Annotated in this window: 14 protein-coding genes; 1 reads left to right on the top strand and 13 read right to left on the bottom strand. The window is 58.2% G+C overall.

From position 1 onward, the window contains the following. Positions 1-96 precede the first annotated feature (96 nt). The 9 genes from HIJ39_RS00405 to HIJ39_RS00365 all read right to left on the bottom strand — a co-directional run bounded on the left by HIJ39_RS00405 (position 97) and on the right by HIJ39_RS00365 (position 8,622). Complete coding sequence (locus HIJ39_RS00405; protein ID WP_169095546.1) at positions 97-1,557, bottom strand: leucyl aminopeptidase; 1,461 nt, start codon at positions 1,555-1,557, stop codon at positions 97-99. Between the two features lie 16 nt (positions 1,558-1,573). Then, positions 1,574-2,536 carry a dipeptidase gene (locus HIJ39_RS00400; protein WP_169095544.1) on the bottom strand — a complete coding sequence of 321 codons (963 nt, stop codon included), beginning with the start codon at positions 2,534-2,536 and terminating at the stop codon, positions 1,574-1,576. 13 nt (positions 2,537-2,549) lie between these two features. Then, positions 2,550-3,329, bottom strand: a complete 780-nt coding sequence (locus tag HIJ39_RS00395) for a TIGR00282 family metallophosphoesterase (RefSeq protein ID WP_169095542.1) — start codon at positions 3,327-3,329, stop codon at positions 2,550-2,552. 21 nt (positions 3,330-3,350) lie between these two features. Then, a complete protein-coding gene (locus HIJ39_RS00390) occupies positions 3,351-3,863 on the bottom strand; it encodes a hypothetical protein (protein ID WP_169095540.1) in 513 nt (170 codons plus the stop codon). Positions 3,864-3,937: 74 nt separating this feature from the next. Next, a complete protein-coding gene (locus HIJ39_RS00385) occupies positions 3,938-4,228 on the bottom strand; it encodes a YfhL family 4Fe-4S dicluster ferredoxin (protein WP_169095538.1) in 291 nt (96 codons plus the stop codon). After that, entirely contained in the window at positions 4,209-4,673 is a 465-nt protein-coding gene (locus HIJ39_RS00380; protein ID WP_169095535.1) for a regulatory protein RecX, read from the bottom strand. The genes HIJ39_RS00385 and HIJ39_RS00380 overlap by 20 nt, the downstream gene beginning before the upstream one ends. Beyond that, positions 4,663-5,691, bottom strand: a complete 1,029-nt coding sequence (gene recA / locus HIJ39_RS00375; protein ID WP_169095533.1) for a recombinase RecA — start codon at positions 5,689-5,691, stop codon at positions 4,663-4,665. Before recA ends, HIJ39_RS00380 begins: the two co-directional genes overlap by 11 nt. Before the next feature lie 60 nt (positions 5,692-5,751). Then, positions 5,752-7,335, bottom strand: a complete 1,584-nt coding sequence (locus tag HIJ39_RS00370; RefSeq protein WP_243239229.1) for a DEAD/DEAH box helicase — start codon at positions 7,333-7,335, stop codon at positions 5,752-5,754. A gap of 27 nt (positions 7,336-7,362) precedes the next feature. Beyond that, positions 7,363-8,622: a nicotinamide-nucleotide amidohydrolase family protein gene (locus tag HIJ39_RS00365; protein ID WP_169095531.1), complete on the bottom strand. Its 1,260-nt coding sequence runs from the start codon at positions 8,620-8,622 to the stop codon at positions 7,363-7,365. A 164-nt stretch (positions 8,623-8,786) separates the two neighbouring features. Here HIJ39_RS00365 and HIJ39_RS00360 point away from each other — a divergent pair, with 164 nt between their 5' ends. After that, the gene (locus tag HIJ39_RS00360) at positions 8,787-9,485 is read left to right on the top strand and encodes a GNAT family N-acetyltransferase (RefSeq protein ID WP_169095529.1); all 699 of its coding nucleotides are present in this window, start codon (positions 8,787-8,789) and stop codon (positions 9,483-9,485) included. A gap of 41 nt (positions 9,486-9,526) precedes the next feature. Here the strand turns inward: HIJ39_RS00360 and HIJ39_RS00355 are convergent, their stop codons facing one another. From HIJ39_RS00355 to rimO, 4 genes are all read right to left on the bottom strand, one after another. Continuing rightward, on the bottom strand, positions 9,527-10,996 hold the full coding sequence (locus HIJ39_RS00355; protein ID WP_169095528.1) for an AAA family ATPase: 1,470 nt from the start codon (positions 10,994-10,996) through the stop codon (positions 9,527-9,529). Then, positions 10,986-11,507, bottom strand: a complete 522-nt coding sequence (locus tag HIJ39_RS00350) for a hypothetical protein (RefSeq protein ID WP_169095526.1) — start codon at positions 11,505-11,507, stop codon at positions 10,986-10,988. Before HIJ39_RS00350 ends, HIJ39_RS00355 begins: the two co-directional genes overlap by 11 nt. Before the next feature lie 108 nt (positions 11,508-11,615). Beyond that, on the bottom strand, positions 11,616-12,131 hold the full coding sequence (locus tag HIJ39_RS00345; RefSeq protein ID WP_169095524.1) for a CDP-alcohol phosphatidyltransferase family protein: 516 nt from the start codon (positions 12,129-12,131) through the stop codon (positions 11,616-11,618). Further along, positions 12,128-13,441, bottom strand: a complete 1,314-nt coding sequence (gene rimO / locus HIJ39_RS00340; protein WP_338055026.1) for a 30S ribosomal protein S12 methylthiotransferase RimO — start codon at positions 13,439-13,441, stop codon at positions 12,128-12,130. Before rimO ends, HIJ39_RS00345 begins: the two co-directional genes overlap by 4 nt. Positions 13,442-13,588: the final 147 nt, after the last annotated feature.

The following is a 13,588-nucleotide window of genomic DNA, read 5'->3' as shown; positions in this document are numbered from 1 at the left end:
GCCTCCTCGCCCTAGTATACCGCGGCCTCTGGGAATTTATTCCTTGGGCCCAGACAAAAAGGGCCGGAGGCACAGGCCCCGGCCCAGCGAGTTTCCTTAACGGCTCAACATGTCAGCGAGTTTCACGAACGTGGGGACCATCACCCCGGTAGGTCCGTTCTTGACATTGTTGAGGGGCCCTTTGGGAGTCCAGGCGGTTCCCGCAATATCTAAATGGGCATAGGGGACATTGCCGGCGAACTCGCTGATAATCATCCCAGCGGTGATGGTGCCGGCATCCCGCCCAGGCGAGTTCTTCATGTCGGCCACATCCGAATGATAGAGCTTTTTGTACTCAGGATAAATGGGCAGCCGCCATACGCGCTCCCCGGACGCCTCCGATGCTTGCAGCACGAGGCTGGCCAACGGATCGTCGGTGGCTACCAGGCCGGTTGCCTCATGCCCGAGCACGACAACCACAGCCCCCGTTAGCGTCGAGGTCTCCACAATCCAGTCCACGCCCAGATGCGCCGCATAACTCACCGCGTCTGAGAGCGCCACACGCCCCTCCGCATCCGTATTTGTGACCTCAATGGTTTTGCCGTTGAACGCCTTCACCACATCTCCGGGTTTGTAGGCGGTACCGGATGGCATATTCTGCGCCACCGCCATGAGTCCAACCACATTAATCGGCAACTTGAGGTCGGCGATGGCCATCATGGCCCCCAATACAGCGCCGGCCCCCAACATGTCGTACTTCATCTCTTCCATACCTAGGGGCGGCTTAAGACTGATGCCTCCCGTGTCAAAGGTAATGCCTTTGCCCACGAGGGCTAAGGTACGGGAGCCGCCCCCTTGATAGCGCATCACGACCAGCCGGGGGGGATGGGCACTCCCGGCGCCTACGCCAAGAAGCGCTTCCATGCCTAATTCGGCCAACTTGTTTTCGTCAAACACTTCGACCGAAAAGCCATGGGATTGCCCGGCCTTGACGGCTTCTTGGGCTAAAAGCTCCGGGTAAAGTTTGTTTGACGGTCGGAAGCCTAAGTCGCGCGTGAAATTCTGCGCACGGGCAATAATCTCGCCGCGGCGCACGCCGGCCTCGGCCGACGCCAGCCATCCCGCCAGCGTCGCCTCTTGCCAGGATTGTTGCGGGGGGTCGGCTTTGTATCCGGCGAAGTGCCATGATCCCACCAGCAACCCTTCGGTAAGAAACTCTGCCGTCTCTTCGGGCGCCAGGCTGGTCTCCGGCATCATAACAGCTAGGCTCTTTGCCTTGGCTTCGTTGGCCAACTGGCCGATGTGACCGCCAACCTGTTTCCACTCTCGCACGCCCAGAGACCCTTTTTCACCAAGACCCAAAACCGCGACACGCCGCGCCTGAACGGCACCAAAGCTATAAGAGCTCCAGGAGTTCAACCACTTGAAAGAGGCCTCGTCCCGCTGTACAGCCTCCCGAATGGCGCCCTTGAATCGGCGATCCAATTCTTCAGGCACTTCGCCTTGATAGACGCCTACCACCAAAAGGTCGACCGATAGATCGAATCCTGAGCCCTGACTGATATGTACTGTCGCCATGCTGTTGATGTCCCCCTTATGCCCATGTATTTCGTAAAAAGTCGATGTAATTGTACCCCAAGATGCGGCGAATGCTATCGTCGGATAGACCGCGGTCACTCATCCGCTGAGCCAGTCGAGGCAATTGCGTCACATCTTCGAGACCCCCAACGGGATTGTCTACGCCGTCAAAATCCGAACCCAATCCCAGATGGCGATCTGTACCAACCACCGCCAGGGCGTGCAGTATGTGATCGACGACCCGTTCCAAATCCTCGCTCCCGCCTAAAAATGGCCGAACAAACGTGATTCCCTGAATACCGCCTTGGGCCGCGAGCGCCCGAATTTGCGCATCACTGAGATTGCGCCGATGATTTTGCAGTTCTCGGCAATTGGAGTGCGAGGCAATCACGGGACGGGACGATATTTCCAGCACGTCCCAAAATCCCGCTTCAGCAATGTGAGATACGTCAACAATAATATTGACCCGGTTCATTTCCTGGATAATGGCGCGGCCCGCCCGGCTAACCCCGCCGCCCCCGGGCTCCTCGCCTGCCCCGTCAGCCAGGGCGTTGCGCTCATTCCACGTCAGGCTCATTAGCCGGACCCCGAGGCGGTGCAGAATGCGTACCATCGCGGGATCGGTGCCTACACCTTCCGCACCTTCAATGGAGGGTACCCCACCAATGCCCCCATCCCGAAGCAGGGCCTCCAAGCTCTCCCGATCCAAGACCGGGCGAATCCACTCGGAATGAGCACCAATCTGTGTCCAGAAGGCATCCAAATATTGCATGAGCCGGCTCATGGCCCGTTCTGGCTTATTCTCTGGCTCGACCCATAAAGAAAAAAATTGGAGCGTGTGTCCGCCCTCTTGCATGCGTGGGAAGTCTAACTGTCCCTTTTCGCTCCGTTCGTAGAGGTTTCGCTCGCCCCGCAGCACCGCGCCTAAACTATCAGCATGGGTGTCCACGACCGGCATATCCTGTCCGTGAAACTGCATCCGATCCCCTCCGCTATTCCCGTATCAAAAAGCGTTTGATGGCAAGCGCCTTTCCTGTGCCATCATCAATATCGATTAATAGAGCACCAAATTGGCCCCGCCCAACAGCGGTCTCAAACCGCACTGGCCGCTGGGTCAGCATTCGTTGCACCACCAGGTCGGTCTTCACGCCGATTACCGAATCCATCGGGCCGGTCATGCCCAGGTCGGTGAGAAACGCCGTGCCTTGCGGCAAAATGCGCTCATCTGCGGTAGGCACATGCGTATGCGTTCCAACAACGGCCGTAACCCGTCCATCGAGATACCAGGCAAAGGCGGCCTTTTCGGAGGTGGTTTCCGCATGAAAGTCGACCAGCACCACGGTCACCTCGCCGGACAACGATTCCAACACGTGGTCAATAGCCCGGAAGGGATCATCATATTGAAAGGGCATGAAGGCTCGGCCGGACACATTGACAACCGCTACCGGCACTCCTTGGCAACTTCGAACCACATAGCCATGACCGGGGGTTCCCGACGGTAAATTGATGGGCCGCAGCAGTTGGGGGACGTCGTCGATGAATTGGAAAACCTCTTTTTTGTCGAAGATGTGATTGCCCGAGGTGATGACGTCGATGCCGGCACTTAAGAGCTCGTCCATCACGTCATGGGTGAGGCCATTGCCGCCCGCCGCGTTCTCCCCGTTGGCTACCACGAAGTCGATGCCTTCCGCCTCGCGGAGCGCGCGAACGTGCTGAACCACCATGCGCCGGCCGGTCTTCCCTACGATGTCACCCACCATCAACACACGCATGCAAAGCCTCCATCCTCGAATCTAGGTGTTGAAAATCAGGACCCGGCCTTCGTCGCGGAGAGCCACCAATCGCCCCGACCCCTCTTCGATAAGAGCCAACAACCGTTCTTGAATCGTTTCCTCCTGAACCATCATATCCTCCTCAAGAAGGTCATGCGGATCAAAGAGCACGGTGAGATCGGCTTGATCGCGCAGAATCTCGATGGCAATGCCGATTTCTTCCACCGATACCGTATCCGTGTCCCGCATCAGCTCCAGCGTGGTGACTCCTGCCGCCGGCTCACGATTCAAGTCAATCGAGTTTAAAGGCCGACGGGTCATCTGCCGATAGCTCGCCAACGCCGTGACCACGTCATCCTTCACCCGCTCCCAAGCCTCATCGTCAACGATTCCCCGCACCACGAAGGTAACCGAAATGGTCTTCGCTTCGGGGGCGCACTGAACGCTGGATACTTCCGGATAGCGCATGATCACGGCAATTAAGGTGCCCAGACCACGCGTGCTTCCTCCCCAACCAAATGACGGCATGTTCATCACTGCCACCCCTTTCTGAATGCTCCGTGCGGCTCTTCATATCCTATGCCGCGCATTACGGAAGGCGGGTTATCTCATATCGCCGGAGGATGCCATTTATCGGTATTCTCCAGTATGCGGCCCGGATACAAGTGGTGAAATTTTTCCTGAAGATTCTCCGGCGCCTCCACGTATTGGTCATCCTTCACGCAGGATTCCACCGGGCAGACATCGGCACATTGCTGGGTGGCGTAGAATCCGTAACACTCGGTACAATGATTGGGATCAATGATATAGATGTCGGGTCCTTCAGAAATGGCGCTATTGGGGCACTCTGGCTCACATGCGCCGCAGGCGATACAATCATCAATAATCTTCAACGCCATCGGTGTCGTCCCTCCCTTCCTGACCGGCGAGGCGATGAATCACCGCGGCAGGGAATCCTTCGCGGGCTAGTCGGCGCATGAGTCGCGCCCGCTCGCGAGGGTTATCCCTATCGTACCGCTGTCCTATCGGTTCGGCAATCGCGAGCCAGTCCTGGGATGCGGATAGATCGTTCATCACCGCCGAAATCAGGGAACGGTCCAACCCGCGGCCGACAAGCCGCTGCAGGATGCGCCGTGGTCCCTCGTGCCGCGCCAATGCCCGCCGCACCAACTCTTGAGCCAACTTCTGGTCGTCCAGAAATCCCACCCGCGCAAGATCGTCCGCCACCGCTTGGGCCTCATCGGCATCAATTCCCCGAGACTCCAAACGTGTGATGAGTTCTTGAACGCTCAGACTCCGCTGGGCCAGCCAGCGGAGTGCAAGCGATTTGGCTTCATTCGGCATCCAAAGTCTCTTCGGGGGCGGATTCCGGCTTGCCTTGCACCATCTGCCGGATGCGTCGGTCCAATTCCTCCGCTAAATCCGGATTGGCCTTCAGGTAGTCGCGAGTATTCTCCCGGCCTTGGCCCAGGCGTGTATCGCCATAGGCGTACCAAGCACCGCTCTTTTGCACCAGGCCGAACTCCACGGCCAAGTCTAAAATGGAACCTTCGCGCGAGATGCCTTCCCCATAGAGAATGTCAAACTCCGCCTGTTTGAAGGGCGGGGCTACCTTGTTCTTCACCACTTTGACGCGGGTCCGGTTTCCGACCACCTCGTTGCCCTGCTTGAGCGAATCAATGCGCCGCACCTCCAAACGGATGGAGGAGTAAAATTTAAGAGCGCGCCCCCCGGGCGTGGTTTCCGGGTTGCCGAACATGATGCCGACTTTCTCCCGCAACTGGTTGATGAAGACCGCCACCGAGCGCGACTTGGAAATGGCCCCTGTGAGCTTACGGAGTGCCTGCGACATCAGCCGGGCCTGTAGTCCCACATGGGCATCACCCATCTCGCCCTCAATTTCCGCCCGAGGCACCAGCGCCGCGACCGAGTCCACGACAATGATGTCAACTGCACCCGACCGTACCAGCGCTTCCGCAATTTCTAACGCCTGCTCGCCCGTGTCCGGTTGCGAAATCAGCAAGTTGTCGAGGTTTACGCCCAACCGTGAGGCGTACAGCGGGTCCAACGCATGCTCCACGTCGATAAAGGCCGCCACCCCGCCCGCCCGTTGCGCTTCGGCGATGGCATGCAGGGCCACGGTGGTCTTCCCCGAGGACTCCTGACCATAAATCTCCACGACGCGGCCGCGCGGCAGGCCGCCCACTCCCATGGCCAAGTCCAGGGTCAAACATCCCGTGGAAATGACTTCAATAGCGGTCCGTGTCGATTCTTGCCCTAAGCGCATAATCGAGCCCTTGCCAAACTGTTTTTCAATTTGCGCTAGTGCTAGGTCCAGCGCCTTATCCCGATCCATCCCCATTGTTATCCTCCCCCATCTCACCTCTGGGCAGAAAATTCGCCTTTGAGGGCGGAACTCCTGCTAGCGCGGGCGCGCCGGCTCCAAATTGACGCTTTTTCCTCGAATAACAATCGATCCGACATTTTGCAAGACTTTCTTCACCGCGTCCTTCGGCATTTCGACAAAAGTGAAGCGGTCGTAAATGTCGATAAGACCGATGACACTCCCTTGAATGCCCGCACCTTCCGCCAGTCCGCGAACAATATCGGCGGGCGTGACGCGGTCCATCCGTCCCAAATTCAAAAACATCCGCACCATACCGGGCTCAGCCCCAGTTTCGCCAAACTCGGTATCTTGCGCCGTGTCCCGCCCCTTGTCAACCATCAGGCGAATAGCCGCAGCGGCAATATCCACGGAATCATATTCCTCAGCCAACTGCATCACCAACTCCTGATAGGCAGGCAGCACCCCACGCTGAATCTCGTCCGCCAGCCGCTCCTTAAGCGCCTCGCGCTGCTTTTCGGCAACATCAGCCATGGTCGGCAACGGGCGTCGCTGAAGCCGCGTGTGCAACACTCGCTCCATCTGCCGAAGCTGGCGAAATTCCTTAGGATGAATGAGGGAAATGGCCGTCCCCGTGCGTCCCGCTCGGCCGGTCCGGCCAATTCGGTGCACATAGCTTTCCGTATCTTGAGGCAGGTCGTAGTTAATCACGTGACTCACATGTTCAATGTCGAGCCCTCGCGCGGCCACGTCAGTTGCCACCAGGATCTCGCTGCCGCCGTCTTTGAAGCGCTTCATCACGCGGTTGCGCTGTACCTGGTTAAGGTCGCCGTGAATAGCCTCAGCCGTATAGCCGCGAGCTTGCAGTCCTTCCGTGAGTTCATCCACGCGCTTTTTGGTCCGGCAAAAAATAATCGTCCGATCGGCGCCTTCCATGTCCAGGATGCGTGTTAAGGCGTCCAATTTCTCATATTCCCGCACTTCATAATAGACCTGGTCAATCAAGGGCACCGTCAGCCGCTCCGGGCTGATGTTCACGTGGATCGGATCGGTGAGGTAGCGGCGCGACAGTTTGGCGATGGGATCCGGCACCGTGGCGGAAAACAGCATGGTTTGCCGCTCTTCAGGAACATTCTGAAGGATAAACTCCACATCCTCAATAAAGCCCATATCGAGCATCTCATCGGCTTCGTCCAGCACCATCATTTTGACGTGATCCAATTTTAGGGTGCCGCGGCGGATGTGGTCCATCACGCGGCCCGGTGTGCCAATTACCACCTGGGCGCCGTGCTCGAGGGCGCGAATTTGCCGGTCATAGGACTGGCCTCCATAGATGGGCACCACCTTAACACCCGCAAACTTCCCAATTTTGGTAATCTCTTCTGAGACCTGAATCGCCAATTCACGAGTCGGCGCCAAGACCAGCGCCTGAACCCGCCGCGAGCGATGATCCAACCGTTCCACAATGGGCACACCAAAGGCGGCCGTTTTTCCGGTTCCTGTCTGTGCCTGGCCGATTAAGTCGCGGCCCTCCAAAATCAATGGAATGGTGCGCTTTTGGATAGGCGAGGGCTCCTCAAAACCCATACTCTGCAAGGCCTTTAGAATGGCGGGCGAAAGGCCCATGCTCTCAAAGGTGGTCATCGTTTCGTTCTCGGTCATAGGTAACTCCTCAAAAAGTATTTTTCGTTAATCCTGACTGTCGCGGGGACTTTGCCATAGCGTGGGCAACTTCAAAAGTTCCCATACGGCGGACAAGGCGGTATGGGCAGCCACGCGCCGAACCGCCTGGCGGTCAAGGGGGGTATGCCGCCGCCGCACGACCGTGCCGTGGGGCCCGGCCGCCGCCACATAAAAAGTGCCAACCGGATTCTCTTCATCTCCCCCATCGGGACCGGCATAGCCGGTGGAGCTGATGCCCACGTCCACACCCAGACGCTCCCGAATCGCGATGGCCATGGCTTCGGCGCAGGCCGCACTGACCGCTCCTTGGTTGGATAGAATCGCTTGGGAGACCCCAAATTGCGCTTTCACCGCATCCGTATAGGCCACGACGCCCCCAACCACGGCACGCGACGCGCCCGGAATGCTAATTAACGAGGCGAGTATTTCCCCTCCCGTCAGCGACTCCATGGCTGCGATGGTCATGGCGTGCTCCGCCAGCCACTCAATTAGGTAGGCCTCACGTGATTGCCCCGCCAACTCATAGACCGGCGCCGGAATCTGGGTCATTACCCATGCGCGGCTTCGCTCCCGAAGCACCCGCCCCATGGCGCTGTCGTCGGTATCGATGCGGACATCCACTCGTCCCGGTTGCGCGTAGATGCCGGTTTTCGGATGGTGTCCAGACAAGAGCGGCCCTAAATGCGTCGCCACCGCCGACTCCCCCAGGTCAAACACTGTGTAGGCGTCGCGGTGAATTGTCCCCCCACTGCGTTCACGAAGCCACGGACCCATATGAGTTTCCGCAATGGCTTGCATCTCCCGTGGTGGCCCGGGCAATAAAATGACCCAGCCGCTTCCCTCGGCCACCGCTTGACCGGGAGCCTGACCGCGGGGATTGGGCCATAGGAGCGCCCCCTCAAGCACCCGTGCCTGCCGACGTGCGGACGCTTCCCATCCGGCAGTGTGGCTGTGGCGGGAGCGGATGCGCTCCAACAACACCTCATCCACCGTCAGGGGCCGACACAAGGCCCGCCCGCAAGCCTCAACGGTCCGATCGTCAGCGGTCGGTCCGAGACCGCCAATCGTAATCACCAAATCGGCCTCCACCAATCCGCGCCGAACCGCGGCTTCGATGGCGTCCAGACTGTCCGGGACAATATATTGAAGGGACGGGCGAATCCCAAAGGTCATCAAAAACTGGGCCATCCATGCGCCGTTGGTATTGACTGTCTCGCCAGCCAACACCTCATCGCCGACTGCGATGATTTGTGCGCTTTCGAGCATTTCATCACCTGTTCCGGGGTGCGATAACAAGTTATGTTAACCGAAAAACTGGAAATCTGCAAGCCGCGCTGATGGGCGCGTCCCCTTAAGTAATTGGTGCCCCCAGGGTGGACCCTCATTGTGTGCCCCCACATACCGTGAACAGGGTGAAGGAGGTGCACGCGTTGATAAAAATTCGCACACTGACCGAGCCCGCCGAATTAAACCGTCTTCCCCATCTGGAGCGCGCAATCTGGGGTAATGACGATCCCGTTCCCACCTCGATGCTGCGCGTGATGGTGGCATTGGGCGGCGAGATCTCCATTGCCTATCGCGAAGAGGCGCCAGACGAATGGCTGGGCTTCACCGCCTCGATCGGCGGATATGATGAAGAAGGGCCCTATCTCTACTCCCACCAAGCCGGCGTTCTGCCGCCCTGGCAACACCAGGGCATAGGCCGACTGTTGAAATATCACCAAAATCGCTGGGCGGAACGGGCCGGCTACCGGCGCATTCGTTGGACCTTCGACCCGCTGCGGGCGCTTAATGCCCACTTTAACGTCGGAATTCTGGGCGTCAACATTCAGGCATATCATCCTGATTATTACGGAAACCTGTCCAGCGTCATCAACCGGGGCTTGGCAACCGATCGGCTGCTGGCGGAATGGTCTGTCCCCGCCCCCATGGCCCGTCCATATCCTCCCCGGGTCTGCTTCAAAATTTATATACCGGCCGACATAGGCCAGTTGAAGGTCCAAGATCCCGGTCAAGCCGCCCGCTGGCAACGGGCCGTGCGTTCCCAATTTTGCGATGCGTTGGCGGCCGGCTACCATGTCGTCGGCTTTAGCCGGCATCCCTCCCCCGCCTATCTCTTCGCCAATTGATACAGCTGCTCTCGGAGGTTTTCCGAGAGCAGCCGTTGCGGTTAGGCCACCAATTCCCGAACGCGCTCGCCGGGAAGGGTTTCATTCTCCATCAACAGGTCGGCCAGCCGACGAATGGCTTCTTCCTGACTCGAAATCAGGTGATCAACCTCTTCCTGGCTGTCCCGGATAATCTCCTGCACCGTCTGATACAGCGCCTCCGGCGATAGAGCCTCTTCGTGCACCACACCCAGGGAGGACAATCCCGCAGTCACCATGCGACGGGCGATATCCCAGGCCTTCTCAAAGTCGTTGGCCGCCCCCGTACTTTGCTCGCCTAAGAGGAGCCGCTCGGCGGTGGACCCAGCGAGACACACCGCGATGTCCTTTTTTAGTTCCGAGACCGTTTGCAAGAGGCGGTCGTCATCGGGCGCCTGGCGCACAAAACCTAAAGCCATCCCGCGCGGGGCAATGGTAATGGAAGCCACCGATCCGGGGTTGACCAATTCCCCGACGATGGCGTGGCCCCCCTCATGAATCGCGACGCGATAGAGCTCTTGCCGGTCAAGATGGCGATCCAGCTTTTCGCCTAAGAGCACTTTGTCAATGGCCGCCTTAAAGTGTTGATGGGTGACAGCCTCAGCTTCTTCGCGAAGTGCTAAAATCGCCGCTTCGTTGCACACGCTCTCAAGATGTGCCCCGGAAAATCCAAAGGTTTCTAGCGCGATCTGACCGAGATCCACCCCCGCCGCCAGCGGCTTGTTGCGCGTATGCAACATCAAAATGGCCTCCCGACCTTGACGGTCAGGCAAATCCACCCGTACCGTCCGGTCGAAGCGTCCCGGACGAAGAAGGGCCGGGTCAATCAAATCGGCGCGGTTGGTGGCGGCCATCACCAAAATACGAACATCTTCGGTAGTGCTCATGCCGTCCATCTCCACCAACAGCTGATTGAGTGTCTGGTCGTACTCCAGGTGACTTTGGTGCTGACCCCGGCGACCCGCCATCACTTCAATCTCGTCAATAAAGATAATCGCCGAGGAGAGATTCTCCTTACGCGCCACTTGTCGGGCGTCACGGAACAATTGGCGCACACGCTGAGCTCCCACGCCGGCATACATCTCCACAAACTCCGAACCCGATGCCGCCATAAAGATGGAGTCGGTATAGTTGGCTGCCGCTTTAGCCAAAAGCGTCTTCCCAGTTCCCGGAGGACCGGTTAATAGAATCCCCTTCAATGGACGGATGCCCAATCGTTCCATGTCAGCGGGCCGCAAAACAAATTCCAAGGCCTCCATTAACTCATTCTTGGCCGTGTTCTGGCCCCCAATGTCCTGGAACGACACCACCGACCGCGTCCCCACTTCGACTTTGCGGCTTTGGCCAAGGTTTAGGCGATGGCGGAGTCCGGTGGCAAACACCACCCCGACCAGCGCGGCGAGCAGCACCAGCGGCCACACGTCGACACCGTTCACGCCCAAGAAGACGACGAGGGCAACGGCGGCCCCGATGGCCATTTCTCTAAGACGCATGGCTTGTCCCTCCAATCGTTACCGGCACCACCTGGTACAACACCGAGCTCCCTTGCCTAAAGGTTAAATACAAATGATGGGTCCCAAGCTCCACCCGAGCCGTGGCGCCATGCGACGCGGCTAATTTCTGGATGTTGCTTTCCATAGCAATGTACTGCCCGGTGGCTTCCCCCTGCGCGACCATAAACGAGGCGCTCTCTGACACCGCATTGAGGCGGGAATTGGCATGACTCGCAAACACAATCGCCGTCGGAGGATGCCCAAGCCGCGCATCAGCAGCCTCGTAGACCGCACGGTACACGCTCATGAGATCGGCCCCGGGTTTCACCTTGACGGTGACGGTGCCATTTTTCATCTGAGCCGAGCGCACCCCGCCAATGGAGCCGAGGGTGGCAACCAGAGGCGACTGCACGATCGTCTTTTGATACAGCCGTTGAGCCCCGAAGAGGACGCCCAGGGTACAAATCATCGTAATGAGAGCTGTAAAAAATTGTTTAGCGGAAACCTGCATAAGGCGCCTCCTTTGGATGCATACGCTGACCAATCGTTCGGCAGTATAACATAAAGAACGCGGCTTCCGCCGCGTCAATGGTTGTCTTCTTTGGCAATAATCGGAACGTTAAATTTCAATGCTGGGCCAATAACCTCGAATATATTCGTATCCTGTCACCACGGTCAAAATGCCGGAGAGCACCACCAGCACCTCGGGGATAGGGCCCGTCAAAACGCTGGACGCTCCAATGGCGAAAAGCTGCGTTATGGTCTTCCATTTGGCCAGCCGGCTGGCAGGCATGGAAGCCCCCGGTTTTAATACCGAGCGCAAAGTGGTGACAGCGAGTTCTCGCATCAATACGATAAAAAACCACCACACGCTCAAGCGGTGGTCCGAAATCAGAACGGCCGCCGTACCCAACACCAAAATCTTGTCGGCTAGCGGGTCAACGTAGCTTCCAAATTTTCCTGTCTCATTCCGGGCGCGGGCAATGCGGCCGTCGGCAAAATCCGTAAGGCCGGCAACCACAAAAAGTCCCAGCCCCCACCAATGCCACACCAGGGCCGGCAGTGCCCACATCACTGCTACCAGGGGCGTAAAGATCACGCGTGACAACGTAAACCAGTCGGCGAGCTTAATCACACCGGTTCCGCCACGAGATCATACTCCTTTACTCCACTAATGCGCGCCGGCACCACAGTTCCTACGGGAAACTGACCGCGTACGTACGTTACTCCGTCAATTCCGGGCGCGTCAGTCGGTCCCCGTCCCACGCTGACCGTCGTCCCCGTCTCCTCGATAATGATGGGCATCACCCGGCCTATGTGGCGGCCGCGCACAGAGCTGACCAGCCGCCGCTGCAACAGCATGGCCTCCCGACGGCGCTTTTGCTTCACCTCATCGGGGACCGGATCGCCCATCGGTTCCGCCCGGGTGCCTTCTTCTGGGGAATACGTGAACACGCCCACATGATCAAAGCGCATGGATTCAATAAAGTCCAAGAGAGCGGCAAAGTGCTCGTCGGTTTCACCGGGAAATCCGACGATAAAGGTGGTACGAAGGGTCACATCAGGAATGGCGTCGCGCACCATATTCAGCACCCGTTCGGTTTTTTCCCGACGAAAGGGCCGACCCATGGTCTTGAGCAAATCCGGATGGGCATGCTGAAGCGGCATATCCAAATAAGGCGCCACCACCGGTAAATCCCGCATGGCCGTTACCAATTCGGGGGTAATCTGGGTGGGATAGCTGTACATGAGCCGAACAAACAGCAAATCCGGAATTTCCTGAAGCGCGTAGAGCAGCCGCGGCAACTGGGGATGGCCATACAAGTCATGACCCCAAATGGTCGAATCTTGGGCGATTAGCACCAGTTCCCGTACCCCTTGGCTAACCAACCGGCGCGCTTCAGCAACAATATCCGCCAAGGGCCGGCTTCGATAGCCGCCACGCATTTGCGGGATGGCGCAAAAAGCACACGAATGATCGCACCCCTCGGCAATTTTGAGATAGGCCGTATACGACGGGGTGGTCAAGCGTCGCGGGCGCTCCATACCGCTAACCGGCATCTCGCCCCAAAATCCTGGCCGGCTCCCATGCAAGGCCCCTTCGACGGCTTCGACGATGCGGTGAAATTCTCCCGTCCCCACCATCGCGTCCACTTCGGGCAATTGATCCCATAAGTGCTGCTGATATCGCTGCGACAAACAGCCGGCCATGACCAGAGCCTTCAATTGGCCAGTCTCGCGATACTGGTTCATTTCCAAAATGGTATCGATGGATTCCTGCTTAGCGGCATCAATGAAGCCACAGGTGTTGACAATCAAAACCTCCGCCTGGTCGGCCTCGGGCGTCAATTGATATCCCGCGTCCTCCAGCAAACCCAACATCACCTCAGAGTCCACCCGATTCTTCGGGCAGCCCAGGCTGACCATACCCACCTTCGCGGCCACCTGTATATCACCTCGCCCGCTATGATAGCCTACCCGTCGCCGAAAGGAAAGGCCAAGGCCCGGAACTTTTCCCAATAAATGGCGGGAAGACAAGAGTTCTTGGGGAGACAACCTAGACGTAGACTACAGCAAATGGCGAGGAGGGCT

The sequence above is a fragment of the Sulfobacillus harzensis genome, assembly GCF_012933365.1.
GTDB classification, from domain to species: Bacteria; Bacillota; Sulfobacillia; order Sulfobacillales; family Sulfobacillaceae; genus Sulfobacillus_B; species Sulfobacillus_B harzensis.
Note: the sequence above shows the minus strand (reverse complement) of the source record. Positions and strands in the feature narration are given on the sequence as shown.

Coding starts and splice junctions, on each gene's coding strand:
- HIJ39_RS00405 (WP_169095546.1), bottom strand. CDS start 1,557: ATGGCGACAGTACATATCAGTCAGGGCTCAGGATTCGATCTATCGGTC.
- HIJ39_RS00400 (WP_169095544.1), bottom strand. CDS start 2,536: ATGCAGTTTCACGGACAGGATATGCCGGTCGTGGACACCCATGCTGAT.
- HIJ39_RS00395 (WP_169095542.1), bottom strand. CDS start 3,329: ATGCGTGTGTTGATGGTGGGTGACATCGTAGGGAAGACCGGCCGGCGC.
- HIJ39_RS00390 (WP_169095540.1), bottom strand. CDS start 3,863: ATGAACATGCCGTCATTTGGTTGGGGAGGAAGCACGCGTGGTCTGGGC.
- HIJ39_RS00385 (WP_169095538.1), bottom strand. CDS start 4,228: ATGGCGTTGAAGATTATTGATGATTGTATCGCCTGCGGCGCATGTGAG.
- HIJ39_RS00380 (WP_169095535.1), bottom strand. CDS start 4,673: ATGCCGAATGAAGCCAAATCGCTTGCACTCCGCTGGCTGGCCCAGCGG.
- recA (WP_169095533.1), bottom strand. CDS start 5,691: ATGGGGATGGATCGGGATAAGGCGCTGGACCTAGCACTAGCGCAAATT.
- HIJ39_RS00370 (WP_243239229.1), bottom strand. CDS start 7,335: ATGACCGAGAACGAAACGATGACCACCTTTGAGAGCATGGGCCTTTCG.
- HIJ39_RS00365 (WP_169095531.1), bottom strand. CDS start 8,622: ATGCTCGAAAGCGCACAAATCATCGCAGTCGGCGATGAGGTGTTGGCT.
- HIJ39_RS00355 (WP_169095528.1), bottom strand. CDS start 10,996: ATGCGTCTTAGAGAAATGGCCATCGGGGCCGCCGTTGCCCTCGTCGTC.
- HIJ39_RS00350 (WP_169095526.1), bottom strand. CDS start 11,507: ATGCAGGTTTCCGCTAAACAATTTTTTACAGCTCTCATTACGATGATT.